Genomic DNA, 18,271 nt, shown 5'->3' with positions numbered 1-18,271 from the left:
GCACGCTGTTGAGTTCTCAAGGAACGGACGCTTCCTTTGTACTCACCCGAGAGACTCTCTCAGGCTTTCCTCCGGGCGCTTCCCTTCGGTCTTGCTTTTCCGACTCTATCAGATCTTCTTCCGATCCGATTTCCTCGGTGCTTTCCAGGTTCTCCGCGTTTTTCGTTCCGCGGTTTCCCTTTCCGGCGGTTCCGACTCTATCAGATCCTTTCGGTCCTGATTCCCAGTCAGAGGGGGCTTGTCTTCGCGGCTGTTTGGGCCGTTCCGACGTCTCAAACCTTAGCGGATCTGCTCGGCAGTTCCTAATCGGACCGCCGACTCCGACTCGAATTGAATTCGGGCACACCGAATGCAATCCCGTTGGGAGATCATGCTGATGGTTTGAGGTGCCGCTTCTGCGGCGGAGGTGCTGTCGAAGAACCGTTACAGCTCCCCGGCAACCCGAAGAACTCTACTCACCCTGCAAGAGGGTGTCAACCGCCCCTGTCAAGATCTTTTAGTCGAGGTCGCTGAGCCGGCCACCGGCGTCCGGCTGGGCGTGCTCCACCCTGCGCAGGAGTCTGGTCAGGACCTCGCCCAGAGCCGTGCGCTCCTCCGCGGAGAGGTCCTGGAGGAGGTCGCCCTCGAAGACCGTCGCCATGCGCATCGCCTCCAGCCACTTCTCTCGGCCCTCGGGCGTCAGCTCCACGATCACCCGGACCCGGTTGGACTCGTCCCTCTCACGAGTCACCAATCCTTCGGAGACCATGCGGTCGATCCGGTGGGTCATCGCGGCCGGCGTCAGGCCGAGGCGCTTGGCCAGGTCGCTGGGGCCCAGACGGTAGGGGGCGCCGGAGAGGACGAGGGCCTTGAGGACCTCCCACTCGGCGTTGCTGATGCCGAGGTCGGCAGTCTGGCGGCCGTAGGCGACGTTCATCCGCCGGTTGAGTCGGGACAGCGCCGAGACGATCTTCTCGACCTGGGGGTCGAGGTCCTGGAACTCGCGCTGGTAGGCGGCGATCTGCTCTTCGAGGGTCGGCTCAGTGACACCGGGGGTCTCGGCCATGGCCGCAGTATCGCACGCGGCGACTTTGCCTTGAAGTCCTTCGGAATATAATCTTTAGCTTCGAAGTTTAGCTTTGAAGTCTTCAGAATCTAACTAGTGAGAGAGGTGAACGTGACCAGGGCCAAGGGCGCAGCGATGCGCCGGATCCACGTGGGCAACGCACTCAGCGCGTTCGGACTGGGCTTCACGGTCCCCTACCTGTACGTCTATGTGGCGCAGGTGCGGGGGCTGGGAGCCATGACGGCGGGGCTCGTCCTCACGGTCTTCGCCGTGGCCGCGCTGATCGTGCTGCCGTTCGCCGGTCGGGCGATCGTGCGGCGCGGTCCACTGCCGGTCCTGCTGGTCGCCCTGGTCACCGCCGCCCTGGGTGCGCTGAGCCTGGGGCTCGCAGGCAACGCCACCGCCGTACTGGGCGCCGCGGTGGCGCTCGGGGCCGGGCAGGCCGTGATGCAGCCGGCGCTGGCGACGATGATCGTGGACTGCTCGACCGCGGAGACCCGGTCGCGGGCGTTCGCGATGCAGTTCTTTCTGCAGAACCTCGGGCTCGGCGTGGGCGGGCTGATCGGCGGGCATCTCGTCGACACCACGCGTGTCTCCTCCTTCACGCTGCTCTTCGCCATCGAGGCGGCGATGTTCCTACTGCTGGCCGTGGTGATGTCGACCGTGCGTCTGCCGCACGCTCCGCGCCTCGGGGACGCGCCGCAGTCCGCCGGAGGGAGCTGGAAGCAGCTGCTCGGCAACCGGGCCATGGTGCAGCTGTCCGTGTTGGGCTTCGTGTTGTTCTTCGCCTGCTACGGGCAGTTCGAGTCGGGGCTGAGTGCCTACGGCGTGGAGGCCGCCGGGATCTCGACGTCCGCGCTCGGGACGGCTCTGGCAGCCAACACCGCGGTGATCGTGGTCGCGCAGTTCGCCGTGCTGAAGTTCGTCGAGCGGCAGAAGCGGTCGCGGGTGATCGCGGCCGTGGGGCTGATCTGGGCCGTGGCGTGGGTCGCGGCCGGGTACGCCGGGCTGGGGCATGGGAGCCGGGAGATGGCGACGGCCGCCTTCGTGTCGACGTACGCGCTGTTCGGGCTGGGTGAGGCGATGCTGTCGCCGACGGTCGCCCCGCTGGTGGCCGATCTGGCGCCGGAGGGGATGGCGGGGCAGTACAACTCGGCGTTCGCCCTGGTGAAGCAGCTCGCGCTGGCCGTCGGTCCGGCGGTGGGCGGGCCGATGGGGGCCTCGCTGCACGCGTCGTACATCGTGACGTTTCTGCTGTTCTCGCTGGGGATCACCTACCTCGCGCTGCGGCTGGGGCGGCAGCTGACCGCCGTCCAGGATCAGCCGTGGCTGGCGCGCAAGCGGGTGGTCGCGCGGGGCGGGGCTGCTGTGGAGCCTGTGGGCGCCGCCCAGGCCTGAGGTCCGGGTCCGGGCTGGAGGCGGCCGTCGTGGTGGGGACGACGGCCGCCTTTTGCGTGCTCTCGGCTCGTGTGATCAGCGGACTGCTGTCACCAGGGTCGTCGTGAAGGGGAAGGTCGTCGTGTCCTCGGGGAGGCGGGCGCGGATCGTGGCCGCGGCCTGGGTGAGGGCTTGTTCGCCGAGGGTGTCGGCGATCGTCCGTCCCCAGGGGATCGCGGAGAGGTGGCCGCGGACGTAGTCCTCCAGCGGAGGGAGGGTGATCGTGAAGGTCAGGCGGCGGTTGGTCGTGTCGCGGAATCCCGCACGGTCGAGGGCTGCGGTCAGGCGGTCCGCGGTGGCGAAGGCCGCTCTGAAGCCCGCGGCCGCCTCCGCGGTGTCGTACTGCTCGACCGCGTGCTGCTGGGCCACGAAGTACGGGGAGTCGTCCAGGTGGGACCAGACCGTGGCGGCGAAGCGGCCTTCGGGGCGGGTGACCCGGGCTGTTTCGCGCAGTGCCGCGTCGAGGTCGGGGAAGAACTGGGCGCCCTGCTGGCAGAGGACGGCGTCGAAGGTCGCGTCGGGATAGGGGAGGTCGTCGGCGGGGGCGCAGGTGAACTCGATGTCCGGGTAGAGGCGGGGGTGGCACGCTTCGGCGATCTTGAGCATGCCCGCGTTGAGGTCCGCGCCGGCGACCCGGCCGGTGGGGCCCGCCTGGGCGGCTGCGGCACGGGCCGCGAAGCCGGTGCCGCAGGCGAGGTCGAGGACGGTGGCGCCGGGGTAGAGGTCCGCGGCGTCCACGAGTGCGGTGACGAAGGGCGCCATGAGGGGCGCGACGTAGTGTTCGTAGCGCTCGGGGGCGCTTCCCTTGAGGTGAAAGCCCGTTGCGTCTGCCATGGGGAGCTACTAGCACCGGGAGGCGGGTTCGCCTAGGTGCCGCGCGCGAGGGAACGGGCGTTCGAGGAACTTCTCGGCCTCATTCGGTCGGCTTCTGCAGGATGAACTCGCACCACACCGCCTTTCCGCCGCCCGGGGTGCGTCTGCTGCCCCAGTTGGAGGCGATCGTGGCGACGATGGCGATGCCCCGGCCGGACTCGTCGCCCGGTTCCGCGCGGCGGCGGCGCGGGAGGTGGTCGTCGCCGTCGGTGACTTCGATGATCAGTCGGCGGTCGGTGCGGCGCAGCCGTAGCCGCATGGGCGGGATGCCGTGCTGGAGGGAGTTGGCGACGAGTTCGCTGGCCGCGAGGACGCCGAGGTCGTGCAGGTCGGCCGGGAATCGCCAGCTGGTGAGGACGCCGGAAGCGAAGGCACGCGCGCGTGGGGCCGCTTCGACGCCGCCGAGGAGGTCCAGAGCGGCGTTGCGGAACAGCTCGCTGTCGGGGCCGGTGCGGGCGGGGTGCTGGAGGACGAGGACGGCGACGTCGTCGTCGTGGTCGGCGGTGACGCCGGCCGAGCGGACGAGCCGGTCGCAGACGACCTGGGGGGTGCCGGTGGCGCCGGACAGGGCGCGTGCCAGGGAGGCGATGCCCTCGTCCAGGTCTTCGTTCCTGCGTTCGACCAGGCCGTCCGTGTAGAGGACGGCCGTCGAGCCGGGGCCGAGGGGGACCGAGCCGGAGGCGTGCATCCAGCCGCCGGTGCCCAGGGGCGGCCCGGTGGGCTCGTCGGCGCGATGGACGGTGCCGCTCTCGTCGCGGACCAGGATGGGCAGGTGGCCTGCGGAGGCGTACACCAGCCGGCCCTCGTTCGGGTCGTGGATGGCGTACACGCAGGTGGCGATCTGGTTGGCGTCGATCTCCGCGGCGAGGCCGTCGAGGAGCTGGAGTACCTCGTGCGGGGGCAGGTCGAGACGGGCGTACGCGCGGACGGCCGTGCGGAGCTGGCCCATGACCGCCGCCGCGCGGACGCCGCGGCCCATCACGTCACCGATGACCAGCGCCGTGCGCCCGCCGCCGAGGGTGATGACGTCGTACCAGTCGCCGCCGACGGCGGCCTCGGTGCCGCCGGGCTGGTAGGTGGCGGCGATCCGCAGGTCGTCGGGCTCTTCGAGCTCCTGGGGGAGGAGGGAGCGTTGGAGGGTGACGGCGGTCTCGCGCTGGCGGCGTTCGCTGGCTCTGAGGCGTTCGGCGGCCTCGGCGTGGTCGGTGACGTCGGTGGCGAAGATCAGCACGGTGCCCTTGCCGTTGTCCTCGGCGGCCGGGGTGCAGGTGAACGTGTAGTGGCGGCCGTCGGGGGCCTTGCGGGACTTCAGGGTGCGGGGCTTGCCGCTGCGCAGCGCCTGGTCGAGGAGGGGCATGAGGCCGAGGTCGCGGAGTTCGGGGAGGGCCTCGGCCGCGGGTTCGCCGCAGGAGCGGGCGCCGAAGGCCGCCGTGTAGGCGTCGTTGACGTAGGCGAGGCGGTGGTCGGGGCCGTGGACGAGGGCGACGAGGGCCGGGACGCGGTCGAGGACCTCACGGACCGGGAGTTCGTCGACGGCGGGCACGGGGGGCGGCTCGTCGGTGAGTTGTTCGGCGCGGGCCGCGGGTACGGAGCCTTCGCTCCGCCGGTCCGTGGTGGTGACCGGGTGCTCGGCTCGCGCGGCGGCGCGGCGCGGCGTTCCGGGGAGCCGGGCGCTCCAGCGCGTGAAGTTCACGAATCCTTGCCTCGTGTAGTCGTCGTCGGCCGGCTCCGGGCCCGGCCCGGGCTGCGGGGGCCGCGCGGCGGTGGCCGCACAGTGTTGCAGCACCCGGGAGGTGGAGCACGGGGGAACAGCCTCGTGGGTTCGGGGGGCTATGAGCAGGGAGCAGTCTGGCAGTGTGGCCGCCGTCCGGGCCGACATTCGTCAGACGTGGGGGCGGCCGGTGGAGTTCCTGGATCGGTCAGGACGACCCCTTCGGGTCGCTGGAAGACTCGCCAGAAGGCTTTCCACCGGCAGCCAGTTCGAACTCCGCGCGGGGATGTTCGAGGGATCCGAGGGAGACGATCTCTCGTTTGAAGAGCCCTGAGAGGATCCATTCGGCGAGCACGCGCGCCTTGCGGTTGAAGGTGGGCACGCGGCTGAGGTGGTACGCGCGGTGCATGAACCAGGCCGGGTAGCCCTTGAGCTTGCGTCCGTAGACGTGGGCGACGCCCTTGTGGAGGCCGAGTGAGGCGACCGAGCCGACGTATTTGTGGGCGTATGTCTCCAGAGGTTCGCCGCGCAGGGAGTGCGCGATGTTGTCGGCGAGGACCTTGGCCTGGCGGACGGCGTGCTGGGCGTTGGGTGCGGTCTCCGTGCCGGGTTCGCCGGCCGTGACGTCGGGGACGGCCGCGGCGTCTCCGGCCCCCCACGCGTGCGTGGCGCCGTCGATCGTGAGCTCGGGGGTGCATTTCAGCCGACCTCGTTCGGTGAGCGGGAGGTCGGTGGCGGCGAGGAGCGGGTGGGGTTTGACGCCGGCGGTCCACACGACCGTCCGGGTCGGGAAGCGGGCGCCGTCGCTGAGGACGGCGACGCGGTCGGCGCAGGACTCCAGCCGGGTGTTCAGGCGGACGTCGATGTTGCGGCGGCGCAGCTCACTGACGGTGTAGCGGCCCATGTCGGCGCCGACCTCGGGCAGGATCCGGTCGGAGGCCTCGACGAGGATCCACTTCATGTCCTCGGGCTTGACGTTGTGGTAGTAGCGCGTGGTGTAGCGGGCCATGTCCTCCAGCTCGGCGAGCGCCTCGACGCCCGCGAAGCCGCCGCCGACGAAGACGAAGGTGAGGGCGGCGTCGCGGATCGCGGGGTCGCGGGTGGAGGAGGCGATGTCCATCTGTTCGATGACGTGGTTGCGCAGCCCGATGGCCTCCTCGACGGACTTGAAGCCGATGGCGTGGTCGGCGAGCCCCGGGACGGGCAGCGTGCGGGAGATCGAGCCGGGCGCGAGGACGAGTTCGTCGTACGTCAGCTGCCGGGGGCCGGTGCCCTCCTCGTCGGTGGCGAGGGTGGTGAGGGTGGCGGTGCGTTTGGCGTGGTCGACGGCGGTGACCTCGCCGACGACGACCCGGCAGTGCGGCAGGACGCGGCGCAGGGGCACGACGACGTGCCGGGGGGAGATGGCGCCCGCGGCGGCCTCGGGGAGGAAGGGCTGGTACGTCATGTACGGGTCGGGTGTGACGACCGTGATCTCGGCCTCGCCCCGGCCGATTTCCCGTTTCAGTTTCCGCTGGAGCCGCAGGGCCGTGTACATCCCGACGTAGCCGCCGCCGACAACGAGAATGCGCGCACGTTCCTTCACCATCCCATGACGCACCGGTCGCTGGAGTTTGTCCACAGCCTCGACAATTTGTGTGACCGCGAGTCGGGCGGCCGCGGGGTTGGCCGAAACACCGGAGTACACGGCAGGAGTGCAGGTCAGAGGGTGTGCGCCGGGGTGCGGGAAGGGGTGCAATCGGGACGTATACGACCCGTACTCCGATCGGGGGGCGCTCCGTGCGGAACCTGCCCCTTCTGAATTGACTCCCTCTCAACTATGTTCGTGAGTCGACGGGGTGTCAGGGGGAAGCGCTCTGCGGGTCTGCGACGGGCGGGCCCGGGGTGGCCGTCCCCTGTTCCACACCCCGGCTTTCGATGGCGGGGAGAGTCTCCGGGGGGAGACGTCATTACCGGGGGATCATTCATGCACATTCAGAACTCGCATTGGCCGTCCGCACCAGCCCTCGCATCCGGCGGTACGGTCGGTGCGGTCGGTGCGGCGATGGGAAACGGACGCGGGGACGGCGCGCGGTCAGCGCCGCTTCGCGTGGACGCACAGCGCAATCTGGAACACGTACTGCGGGCGGCGCGCGAGGTGTTCGGCGAGCTGGGGTACGGCGCGCCGATGGAGGACGTGGCGCGTCGCGCGCGGGTCGGCGTCGGCACGGTGTACCGGCGGTTCCCGAGCAAGGACGTCCTGGTGCGGCGGATAGCCGAGGAGGAGACCTCCCGGCTGACCGACCAGGCGCGGGCGGCGCTCGGCCAGGAGGACGAGCCGTGGTCGGCGCTGTCGCGCTTCCTGCGGACGTCCGTGGCCTCCGGTGCGGGGCGGCTGCTGCCGCCGCAGGTGCTGCGCGTCGGGGTCTTGGAGGACGGCGCCGAGGCCGTGTCGGCCGACGGGGCGCGGGTGCCGCAGCAGCGGACCCAGCCGGGCGGCGGCGAGCTGCGGCTCGTCGCGGACGACGGCACGACGGCCGCCGTCGACGACGCCGGGGCGGCGGCGCTGCTCGAGGTCGTGGGCCGGCTCGTGGAGCGGGCGCGGGAGGCGGGCGAACTGCGCGCCGACGTGTCGGTGTCGGACGTGCTGCTGGTCATCGCGACGGCGGCGCCTTCGCTGCCGGACCCGGCCCAGCAGGCGGCCGCCTCGGCACGGTTGCTGGACATCCTGCTGGAGGGCCTGCGGTCGCGGTCCGCTTGACTCGGGTGCGCTTGACTCGGGGTTCTCTCAAGTCGGGTTCTCTCGAGTGGGGTTCTCCTGAGTCGGGGTCTCTTGGCTCGTAAGGGTCACCGGGGAGTGAGGGTGGGGGGCGGGGGTGCCACGTGGGCCCTCTCCTCTGCCCTCACCCGCCCCGTGCTCTGCCCTCACTCACCCTGTCGGGCATTCGGGGCATTTGGGGCGCATTGCTCAACTCCTGCCCGGTGTACGAGAGTTGAACCTTCCCCGTCCGGGTGAAACCTAGTACTGGATTGCGACGAGTCCCCACGGACGAGTGGTAGGGCCGTCCCACCGGGTCCTGAACAAAAGCCAATATGGCACTCTGACCCGGTGGTCGGGACTGGTAGGGCAGGCGGCGGGGGCTTTCCGCGATGAGCGTTGACGGTCGGGACGAGTCGCTCGGTTCACCGCAGGTGCCGAGCCAGGGCGGACGCGCGAACGGCCCGGCGCCCACTCCGCCGGCCGCACCGAAGCAGAACAGTGTCCCGGCACAGCGCGAAGGACGGACCGGGGGCATCCTGCCGCCGCGGGACCTGCCGCCGGCCGACACCGACCTGATCGGCCGGATGCGCTCGGGCGACGACACGGCGTACGAGGAGCTGTACCGACGTCACGCCGACGCCGTGCGCCGCTACGCCCGCACCTGCTGCCGGGACGCACACACCGCCGACGATCTCACCGCCGAGGTCTTCGCCCGCATGCTCCAGGCGGTACGCGGCGGCTCGGGACCCGAGTACGCCGTCCGCGCCTACCTTCTCACCTCCGTCCGCCGCGTCGCCGCGGGCTGGACGCGCTCGGCGAAGCGGGAGCAACTCGTCGACGACTTCGCGGTGTTCGCCGCGCACTCCGCCCGCTCCTCCGACGTCGCCGACGACACCGCGTCCATCGGCTCCTTCGGAGCGGGCCTGGACCTGGGCGCCGACGTGCGCGCGATGCACGAGGCCGAGCAGTCCATGGCCATGCGGGCTTTCCGCTCGCTGCCCGAGCGCTGGCAGGCGGTGCTGTGGCACACCGAGGTCGAGGACGAGTCGCCGAGCGAGGTCGCCATGCTCTTCGGCCTCGACGCCAACGGCACGCGGGTGCTCGCCAGCCGCGCCCGCGAGGGCCTCAAGCGGGCCTATCTCCAGGCCCATGTCAGCGCCACCCTCACCACCGACGAGGAGTGCGCCCGCTACGCCGACCAGCTCGGCACCTACGCCCGCCGCCGACTGCGCACCCGCGCGGAACGAGGGCTGCGCAAGCATCTGGAGGAGTGCGCCAAGTGCCGGCTGGCCGCCCTGCAGATCGAGGAGGTCGCCAGCAGCATCCCCGCCGTCGTGCCGGTCGCGGTCATCGGCTGGTTCGGCGCGGCCGGGTACGCCAAGGCCGTCGCGCTCATCGCCGGGGGCGCCGGGGCGGGGGCGGCGGGCGCGGCCGCCGCGGCGAGCGGCTCCACCGGCGGGACGGGCGCCGGGGGCGTGCTGGCCTCGGAGGGCCTGGGCGCGCCCGTGAAGACCGGCATCGCTGCCGGTGCGGTCGCGGTGGCGGCCGCCGCCGTGGCCCTCGCGCTCGTCGGCAACGACAGTCCTGCCAAGCAGCCCGAGGCCAAGCCCCCGGCATCCGCGCCGGCGCCGGTCGCACGCCCCGAGGAGCCGACCCCCACACCGACGCCGACACAGGAGCCCGAGCCGGATCCTCCGGCGATCATCCCGGCGGCTGCCCCAACACCGGCCCCGAGCCCCAGGCCTACGTCCACCCCGACGCCGGCCCCCACACCACCACCCGCCGCCGCTCTCACCCCGACACCGACTCCGACGTCCACCCCGCCCCCCACGCCTACGCCCCCGCCGCCGCCCGCCCTGGCCGCCTACCCGCTGAGCGAGCTGTCCCTCGACGTCACCGGCGACGGGGCCGGGCCCGAGATCCGGCTCGGCGGCAGCAGCTGGGTGTGGCAGCGCGACGGTGGGCTGTCCATCGCGGACCGGCGGTACGGGCGCGGGGTGACCGTGCACGGCGACTCCTCCGTCACCGTCGACCTCAACCGGGAGTGCGTTTCCTATGACGCGCTCGTCGGCGTCGACGATCTGACGATGAAGCTCGGCAAGGTCTCCTTCTCCGTCTACGGCGACGGGAACCGGCTCTGGTCGTCCGGGGTGATCAAGGGCGGCGACCCGGCCGTGCCCGTCCATGTGAACCTCACCGGCCGCGCGACCGTACGCCTGGTGGTCGAGCCGCACAGCACCTTCGACACGGTGGCACTCGCGGACTGGGCCGAGTCCACGTTCACATGCTCGTAGCGGACCGGAAGGCTGCGGGGCCCGCCGTGTCCGGCGATGGGGCGGGGTGGTCGTGCGCGGCTTGCGTGAGGTCGCGGAGGGCGTCGGTCACCGTCATGGACGTACCGCGGGTGCGCTCGGCCGCGTAGCCTTCGCCGCCCAGGGCCTCGCGGATCGCGGCCTCGGCCCGCTCGGCCCGGGCGTGATCCGGGGCGGGGCGCGGGTGGGGGCCGCGCAGAGCGTCGGCGGTCGCGAGGAGTCGGGCCGCGCGCGGGAAGTCGCCGAGGCGGGCCAGCAGGTCCGCCGCGCCGTCCATGATCGACGAGGTGACCGTCTCGGCGCACTCGTCGGCCACCGCCCGGCGCAGCGTGTCGGCGAGCATCGGCAGACCGTGCTCGGGGCCGGACTCGACGGCCGTGAGGTCCGCGTCGAGCAAACCCAGCGCCGCCGCGAACTGCGGTGGCGGTGTGCCCTTCTGGGCCGCCGTATGAGCCCGGTCGCAGAGCTCGCGCGCGTGGGCGACCTGCCCCTCGTGCAGTGCGATGTGAGCGCGCAGCAGGAGGACGAACGCCCGGACGTCCGGCACGCCGTGGCGGTCGGCGGCGTTGTCCGCCTCGTCCAGCGCGGCGAGCGCGCCGTCGACGTCGCCCGAGCGGTAGGCGATCTCCGCGAGCCGGGCGATGAGGAACGGCGACTCCGCGTACGCCCCGACCTCGTAGGCGAGCCGCAGCGCCTCGCGGTACTCGCGCTCCGCCTCCGCGAAGCGGCTGCGCGCCATCTCCGCCTCGCCGGCCGCACTGCACACCTGGGCCCGCATCCAGCGGTCGCCGACGCGCATGCTGAGCTCCCGCAGCTCCGCCAGGTCGTCGTCGACGCCGTGCAGTCCGCCGGGCGAGTCGACGACCATGTGCGTGCGGAACATCAGGGTGCAGCCGAGTTCCCAGTCGCCGCCGTAGGCACGGCAGTTGGCGACGGCCGCGTCCAGGATGCTCCGGACGTCCACCGTGTCCCTCAGCTGGAAGGCCGTCAGCGGCCAGATCAGGCCGGGCATCACGGCGGCCTGCGGGCCGCCGGGCTCGTAGTCGGCGCGCAGGCGGACGAGGTACTGCCGGTGGCGTGAGTCCGTCCCAGCGTCCTTCGGCTCGGACTCCGACAACAGGAACAGATGCAGCATCCGCAGGTTCACGCGCCGCATGTACCGGGTGTGACCGTCCGTGCCGGGCGCGGGCGGGCTCGTCTCCAGGAAGGCGTCGACGGGGTCGACGGCGGCCATGCGGGCGGTGAGGTCGGCGGGGACGGTGAGGGAGCGGCAGGTGAGGGTGGCAGCGGGGTCAAGGGGGCGGGCGGGCGCACGGTCGGGGGTGTTGTTCGTGCGGGAGGGCTGGAGCGTGTCCAGGACGGCGCCCAGGCGCAGGGTGCGGTCGGTCCACTCGGCGCCCTCGTGGCGGTGGTTGCGCAGCCACCAGAACCAGCCCGTGGCGAGGCAGAGGGCGGCGGCCTCCTCCTCGTCGCCTGCCATGAGCGCGCGCTGGAGGCCCACGCGGATGTTGTCCATCTCGGTCTCCAGGCGGGAGATCCAGGGGAGTTGCTCCGCGGAGCGCAGCAGTGGATCGGCCCGCTCGACGAGCGCGCGCACCCACGCGCGGTGTCGCCGTTCGACCGCCGCGCGGGACTGCGGGGACTCGGCGGCGCGTTCGGTGGCGTACTCGTGGATGGTCTCCAGCATGCGGTAGCGCATGCCGTCGCCGCCGTCACCCTCACAGGGGGCGGCCACGACCAGGGACTTGTCGACGAGCGCCCCGACAAGGTCCGCGACGGGGCCGGTGCACACGGCCTCCGCCGCCTCCAGGTCCCAGCCGCCCGCGAACACGGACAGCTCGCGCAGCAGGGTGCGCTCCGGTTCGTCGAGCAGGTCCCAGGACCAGTCGACGACGGCCCGCAGGGTCTGCTGGCGTGGCAGGACCGTGCGGCTGCCCGAGGTGAGCAGGCGGAAGCGGTCGTCGAGGCGGTCGGCGATCTGGCGCGGGGTGAGCAGCCGGAGGCGGGCGGCGGCCAGCTCGATGGCGAGCGGCAGCCCGTCCAGCCGGCGGCAGATCTCCGCGATCGCCTCCTGGTCCCGGTCTTGCAGGGCGGCGGCCGCGTCGGGGCGGGCGGCGGCCGCGCGGTCGGTGAAGAGGCGGTGCGCCTGGTCGGGGAGGAGGGGCTCGACCGGGCGCACCGACTCACCGGGGACGCCCAGGGGTTCACGGCTGGTGGCGAGGATCGTGAGCCCGGGGCAGCGGGTGAGGAGGGTCTCGGCGAGGGCGGCGGCCGCGCCGATGACATGTTCGCAGTTGTCAAGGATCAGGAGTTGGCTGCGCTGTGCGCAGTACTCGACGAGCAGGGCGACCGGGTCGTCCTGCGGGGTCGCCAGGTCGGTGGTCAACAGGACGGTCTCGCGCAGACCGAGGGCACTGACCACCGCGCCCGGCACCGCCTCCGGCCGGTCGAGCGGCGCCAGCTCGGCCAGCCACGCCTGCGGGAGCCCGGCGGCGGCTTCCTCGGCGAGACGGGTCTTTCCGGAGCCGCCCGGTCCGGTGAGCGTGACGAGACGGGCCCTGTGCAATTCGGAACGGATGGCGGCGAGCTCGGGTTCCCGGCCCACGAAAGAGGTAAGCCGCGGACGGATGTTGCCGGTGCGTTCGGGAAGTTGGAACGGCGTGAGGTCGGCGAGGGCCGCTGGGGGGTGGGCCGGCGCCGGGCCGCGGTCGGGTCGGGGACGGTGGGTCGGTGTCGGACGGTTCAGGAGTTCGGTGTGCAGGGCGCGCAGGTGTGGGCCCGGATCGGCGCCGAGGCCGTCGGCGAGGGTGCGGCGAGCGGTCTCGTACGCGGCGAGGGCGTCGGCGTCGCGGCCGGTGTCGCGCAGGGCGCGGATGAGGAGGGCGTGCAGCGGCTCGTCGTAGTGGTGCGCGGCGGTCAGTTCCCGCAGGCGCGGTACGGCTTCGCGGGCGCGGCCCAGGAGGAGGTCGGCTTCGGCGCGGGCGCGGGTGGCTTCCAGGTGGAGGGCCTCGGGGCGGGCGGCCGCGGTGCGGTCGGGGAGGTCGGCGAGGGCGGGGTCGCGCCACAGGGCGAGGGCGGCGTCGAGGGTCCGGGCGGCGGAGGAGGCGTCGCCCTGCCGCAGGGTCTCGGTGCCCTGGCGTACGAGCCGTTCGAAGACGAAGAGGTCGACGTCGTCCTCGGTCGCGGTGAGTCGGTAACCCTCGGGGGCGGAGGTGACGGTGTCTTTGCCGACGGCACGGCGGAGACGGCCGATCAGGGCCTGAAGGGCGGCGGTGGCGTCCTGGGGCGGGGAGTCGGCCCAGACCTCGTCGATGAGGGTTTCCGGGGCGGTGGGGCGGCCTGGGCGGAGGGCCAGGGCGGTGAGGAGCGCGCGGAGGCGGGGGCCGGGGATGGGTACGGCGATGCCCTGGTCGTCCTCGGTCTGGGTGACGCCCAGGATTCTGTACCGCACCTGTTCATTGTCCCCGGGGGACGAGTTGGGGGGCACCAGGTTTCGGGGCGGTCGATCGTGGGGCGGGGTGAGTGCCGGTGGTCGGTGGTCGGGGAGGTTGGTCCCCGGCGGGTCGGTCCCCGGAAGCGGGTCCCCGGGGGACGAGGTGGGGGCACCAGGTTTCGGGGCGGTCGATCGTGGGGCGGGGTGGGTGCCTGGGGGCGGTGGTCGGTGGTCGGTGGTCGGGGAGGTTGGTCCCCGGCGGGTCGGTCCCCGGGAGTGGGTCCCCGGGGGTGGGTACAGCCGGCTCCGTTTCGTGTGACCCGGAGTGGCGGCTGGGGGGTTGGGGGCGCGGCCCGGCGTACGGGGTGCCTCTGGGCCCGTCCGTGCCGCCCCGGCGGCACGACTGCCCGCAGTTGTGCGGGCGGCGGCAGCGGCGGCGCGGCCTCAGCCGCCGGAGGAGACCGCTCGTCTCTGGGGGGCGATGCCTGCCGGTACCGCGCGTGCGCGGGCCGGGGTTCCTGTCCAGCAGGTTCCTCTGCGGGACAGGAGGCGGCGGAGCCAGATCTCGAGGGAGATCAGGTCGGCGAGGCCGTCCAGGGGGAGGGGTTCGCCTGCCGCGGCGGCTCTGAGGGCCTTGCGGACGACTCTCGCCTCGATCAGTCCCGCTTCCGCGAGCAGGGGGGCCTCGAAGAGAGTGAGGAGGGGGTCCATGGCCATGCGCAGGCCTGCCCGGGCCGCCGCGGTGACCGGGGCCTGGGAGGGGGCGCCCCAGCCGGGCGGGAGGTCGGTGACGCCGGCGCCCTTCAGGACGGTGCGCAGGATCGCGGCGCGCGCTCCTGGTTGCACGCGCAGGGTCTCGGGGAGCGCCCGGCACGCGCGGACGACCTGGTTGTCGAGGAACGGAGCGTGCAGTCGCTGGGAGCGGATCTCGGCGGCCTGCTCCAGGACACGCAGGTCCATGGCAAGACGCGTGAGGGCGGCACGCGCGCGGTAGTCGCCGGGGCGCTGGCCGGGGCCGACCCCGGACCGGTGTGCGGCGCCCTGCAGGCGAACCGATACTTCAGCCAGCGCCTCGCCCGTCAGCCAGCGCGCTGCCGGGCCCGCGTCGCCCCAGGTGAGGGCGGCCAGGGACGCCCCTACGGCGCCTGAGGGGTCGTCGAAGCTGAAGCTGCGGTGCAGGAGGCGTTCCGCCAGGCCCTCCACGCCCGCGCGGTAGGACGTACGGGCCAGGCGGCGGGCCGCGCCGTACACGCGCGCGGGGACGAGCACCGATCCGTCGGCCTTCGTCAACGCCGCGACGGGGCGTACCAGGTGGCGGCGCTTGCGGTCCATCAGCAGGTCGGCGAGGCGGGCCGGGTGGGCGTCCAGGACCTGGCGGGCGCCGTAGCCCGTGAAGTGGTCCGCGCTGCCCGCTGCGAGACGCGCGCGGTGGCGGGCGGCCGTGACCAGGCTGGCGCCGGGTTCGTCGGTCAGCGGGCCGTCCAGGTCGGCGTACGGCAGGGTCTCCTCGCTGCCGGCCACCACGACGTGGTGCAGACGCGGGTTGGCCGCGAGGGCGCCGGCCCGTTCCAGTTCGGCCTCGCGGCCGCCGACGGCCAGGTCGTTGAAAGTGACGGCCAGCAGCCGCTCCCCCGCGCCCGTGCCGTGGCCGAGCAGGGTGCCGGGCATGCCGGGCAGGCCGGCCGCCAGAAGCGCCAGCGTGCCGGAGGCCGGGCCGCCGGAGAGGTCGGCGCCGATGCCGGGAACGGGCATCCCGCGCGCGGCGCGCCGTTCGGCGGGTCCCATGCCGGGCACCGGGCCGGGATCGATGTCGGGGACGTGCCGGGGCGCGGACAGACGCGCGCGTACCGCCTCGATGAGCGCGTCGCGCACGCCGTCGACCGCGCTGTCCGCGTCGGCCGGGGGCGCCGCCACGGCGAGGGAGGCGACCGGCTCGTAACCGGCGACCTCGCGCGCCCCGGCTCGCAGGATCAACGCATGCCCCGGCGGAATGCGTCGCACGCCGTCGTACGGGGTGGAGTCGTGCAGGGCGGCCGGTACGTCGGGGGCGGCGAGCAGGGCCGCCAGGTGACCGAAGTCGAGGTTGGCCTCGATGAGGTCGGCCAGCGGCAGCGCGGCCGTCGCGTACGCCGTGCCGCCCGCCCAAGGAGTGTGGAACACCGGGCGCACGCCCGCGAGATCACCGCAGACGGTAATGCGCCGGCCGACCTGGACGATCGCCGTGTAGCTGCCCGACCAGGCCGTCAGATGCCGAAGCGCCCCTCCGCGCGCGGCGAACAGTCCGACGCGCAGCTGTTCGTCGCTCGCCCCGCATGTACCGAGGACCGCGATCCGGGTCTGGGCGTCGGCCTGCACCACCCGCACCTCGTCGGGGCGCCAGTCGCCGACCGCCCACAGCGGATCGGGGTCGCCCCACAGGAGTTGGGAGCCGACCGGGTGCAAGGTCTCACCGTCGTGGCCGACTTGGCCCCCGTACGCCGCACCGTCGTCCTGGCGCCCTTCGTAGCCCATGGCTCCGCCCAGCGCACCCGCGGCGGTGCTGCTCCATCCCACCAACCACCGCATCGACGCCTCCACAGGCTGTGGACAACCGAGTGCACCGCACGAACGGTTCACATGCTGCCACGAAGAACGCGCCGTAGAAGGAGGCGGCACCGCTTGCGATCCGGGGAGTGTGCCCGTGTGAACGTGTCGGCGCCGGTTGCGGCGTCCGCGCGCACCCCGGCGTCCACGACCTGAATGCGCCCCCGGTACGCTCCCCCAGGACGCCCGGCGCGCCCTCGATTTCCATGGTCGGAGGCGTTGTCACCCAGGGAACAGAGGGTCGATTTTCGGCCAAATCCCCGGTGCGCGTCCGGCGTTGAGAACGTCCTGCGCAGGCTCCGCACACCCTCCGTGCACGCGCGCGTGCCGTGAAAGGCTCGCGCCGGTCCGGGAGACGGAGCTCGCCCCCCGGACCGTTCCGCCGCCCGCGGGGATGAAGGCGGCGGTGTCCCCCAGCCCACTGGATCCAGTACAGCGGGCCGACCCACGCAGGAGCCATGGAACCGCTCCCGTGATGGCCGGAGAAGAGCGCACGGCCGGGCGCACGGCCACACAGCGGGAGCACACCGCGACGATCCGCATCTGCACCCGCACCTTCGTACGGACCACAATCCCGCCAACCGGAAGAATGCCCCTTAACGCTTGGGATGCGGCGAACTACGCTGGGTTTACGAATGCCGCATGGTTATGCCAGCGCGGCAGCCGTCTGTGTCGAGGGGTGGCGCAATGTCCAGGGAGCAACGCGGGCCGAACGAAAAACTCGGCGCCGTTCTCGCCCTCGCGGGAATCAGCAACGCAGGACTCGCGCGACGCGTCAACGATCTTGGCGCTCAACGCGGGTTGACTCTTCGCTACGACAAGACGTCCGTGGCGCGCTGGGTCTCGAAGGGCATGGTGCCGCAGGGCGCCGCGCCCCACCTCATCGCGGCCGCCATCGGACAGAAGCTCGGCCGTCCGGTGCCGCTGCACGAGATAGGGCTGGCGGACGCCGACCCCGCGCCCGAGGTGGGCCTCGCCTTCCCCAGGGACGTCAACCAGGCGGTGCGCTCGGCCACCGAGCTCTACCGCCTCGACCTCGCCGGCCGCCGCGCCGGCTCCGGAGGCATCTGGCAGTCGCTGGCCGGATCATTCGCAGTAAGCGCATACGCAACGCCCGCCTCACGGTGGCTGATAACCCCGGCCGACAGTTCGGTGGCGCGGGACGTACACCTTCTGGAGGGGTCCGGCGCACCGCTCAAAGTCGGCCACAGCGATGTGCAGAAACTGCGGGAGGCCGCCGAGGACGCCAGACGCTGGGACTCCAAGTACGGAGGCGGCGACTGGCGTTCGTCCATGGTCCCGGAGTGCCTGCGAGTGGAGGCCGCGCCGCTGCTGCTCGGCTCGTACTCCGACGAAGTCGGCCGCGCCCTGTTCGGGGCCAGCGCCGAACTGACCCGGCTGGCCGGGTGGATGGCCTTCGACACCGGCCAGCAGGAGGCCGCGCAGCGGTACTACATCCAGGCGCTGCGCCTGGCCCGCGCGGCGGCGGACGTCCCCCTCGGGGGGTATGTGCTGGCCTCCATGTCCCTCCAGGCGACCTACCGCGGCTTCGGCGACGAGGGCGTCGACCTCGCGCAGGCCGCCCTGGAGCGCAACCGGGGGCTGGCCACGGCCCGCACCATGAGTTTCTTCCGGCTCGTCGAGGCGCGCGCGCACGCACGCGCGGGGGACGCGCAGGCCGCCGGGGCCGCGCTCAAGGCCGCCGAGAGCTGGCTGGAGCGGGCGCGGGACGGCGATCACGACCCGTCCTGGCTCGGCTTCTACTCCTACGACCGGTTCGCCGCCGACGCGGCGGAGTGCTACCGCGATCTGAAGGCGCCGCGTCAGGTGCGGCGCTTCACCGAGCAGGCGCTTTCTCAGCCGACGGAGGAGTTCGTGCGGTCGCACGGGTTACGGCTCGTCGTGTCCGCGGTGGCCGAGCTGGAGTCGGGGAATCTCGACGCGGCCTGTGAGCAGGGGGTACGGGCGGTGGAGGTCGCCGGGCGGATCTCTTCCGCGCGGACCACGGAGTATGTGAAGGATCTCCTTCACCGGCTGGAGCCCTACGGTGACGAGCCGCGCGTGGTGGAGCTGCGGGAGCGGGCCCGGCCGTTACTGATGACACCGGCCTAGACCGTTCCCTCCCCATCTGCCCGGT

The 18,271-nt window shown here is 72.6% G+C and carries 10 protein-coding genes; 4 read left to right on the top strand and 6 right to left on the bottom strand.

What is annotated here, in order from left to right:
• Positions 1-496: 496 nt before the first annotated feature.
• Positions 497-1,045 (bottom strand): MarR family winged helix-turn-helix transcriptional regulator, encoded by a 549-nt coding sequence (locus ACZ5SK_RS10720; RefSeq protein WP_079661362.1) that lies wholly within the window; start codon positions 1,043-1,045, stop codon positions 497-499.
• A gap of 105 nt (positions 1,046-1,150) precedes the next feature.
• On the opposite strand from ACZ5SK_RS10720, the gene ACZ5SK_RS10715 reads away from it, so the two are divergent.
• Positions 1,151-2,443, top strand: a complete 1,293-nt coding sequence (locus tag ACZ5SK_RS10715; RefSeq protein ID WP_334581271.1) for an MFS transporter — start codon at positions 1,151-1,153, stop codon at positions 2,441-2,443.
• Between the two features lie 75 nt (positions 2,444-2,518).
• Here the strand turns inward: ACZ5SK_RS10715 and ACZ5SK_RS10710 are convergent, their stop codons facing one another.
• The 3 genes from ACZ5SK_RS10710 to ACZ5SK_RS10700 form a co-directional block, all read right to left on the bottom strand.
• Positions 2,519-3,316, bottom strand: coding sequence for a class I SAM-dependent methyltransferase (locus ACZ5SK_RS10710; RefSeq protein ID WP_334578819.1), 798 nt, complete (start codon positions 3,314-3,316; stop codon positions 2,519-2,521).
• A 79-nt stretch (positions 3,317-3,395) separates the two neighbouring features.
• Positions 3,396-5,048 (bottom strand): ATP-binding SpoIIE family protein phosphatase, encoded by a 1,653-nt coding sequence (locus ACZ5SK_RS10705; protein WP_334578818.1) that lies wholly within the window; start codon positions 5,046-5,048, stop codon positions 3,396-3,398.
• 226 nt (positions 5,049-5,274) lie between these two features.
• Positions 5,275-6,654: an NAD(P)/FAD-dependent oxidoreductase gene (locus ACZ5SK_RS10700; RefSeq protein WP_334578817.1), complete on the bottom strand. Its 1,380-nt coding sequence runs from the start codon at positions 6,652-6,654 to the stop codon at positions 5,275-5,277.
• A gap of 378 nt (positions 6,655-7,032) precedes the next feature.
• Here ACZ5SK_RS10700 and ACZ5SK_RS10695 point away from each other — a divergent pair, with 378 nt between their 5' ends.
• Together ACZ5SK_RS10695 and ACZ5SK_RS10690 are read left to right on the top strand one after the other, a co-directional pair.
• The gene (locus tag ACZ5SK_RS10695) at positions 7,033-7,806 is read left to right on the top strand and encodes a TetR/AcrR family transcriptional regulator (RefSeq protein ID WP_361706112.1); all 774 of its coding nucleotides are present in this window, start codon (positions 7,033-7,035) and stop codon (positions 7,804-7,806) included.
• 389 nt (positions 7,807-8,195) lie between these two features.
• Positions 8,196-10,100, top strand: a complete 1,905-nt coding sequence (locus tag ACZ5SK_RS10690; protein ID WP_468575780.1) for a sigma-70 family RNA polymerase sigma factor — start codon at positions 8,196-8,198, stop codon at positions 10,098-10,100.
• Here ACZ5SK_RS10690 and ACZ5SK_RS10685 read toward each other — a convergent pair.
• Complete coding sequence (locus tag ACZ5SK_RS10685) at positions 10,087-13,569, bottom strand: BTAD domain-containing putative transcriptional regulator (protein WP_468575778.1); 3,483 nt, start codon at positions 13,567-13,569, stop codon at positions 10,087-10,089. The genes ACZ5SK_RS10690 and ACZ5SK_RS10685 overlap by 14 nt on opposite strands.
• Positions 13,570-13,995: 426 nt before the next feature.
• Positions 13,996-16,116, bottom strand: a complete 2,121-nt coding sequence (locus tag ACZ5SK_RS10680; protein WP_361706121.1) for an asparagine synthase-related protein — start codon at positions 16,114-16,116, stop codon at positions 13,996-13,998.
• Between the two features lie 705 nt (positions 16,117-16,821).
• Here ACZ5SK_RS10680 and ACZ5SK_RS10675 point away from each other — a divergent pair.
• Complete coding sequence (locus tag ACZ5SK_RS10675) at positions 16,822-18,246, top strand: MFS transporter (protein WP_319677114.1); 1,425 nt, start codon at positions 16,822-16,824, stop codon at positions 18,244-18,246.
• Positions 18,247-18,271 lie beyond the last annotated feature (25 nt).

It is taken from the genome of Streptomyces sp. NPDC031474, from assembly GCF_055581185.1.
The sequence above is the reverse complement of the archived record's forward strand: the minus strand, read 5'-3'. Positions and strand labels throughout refer to the sequence as shown.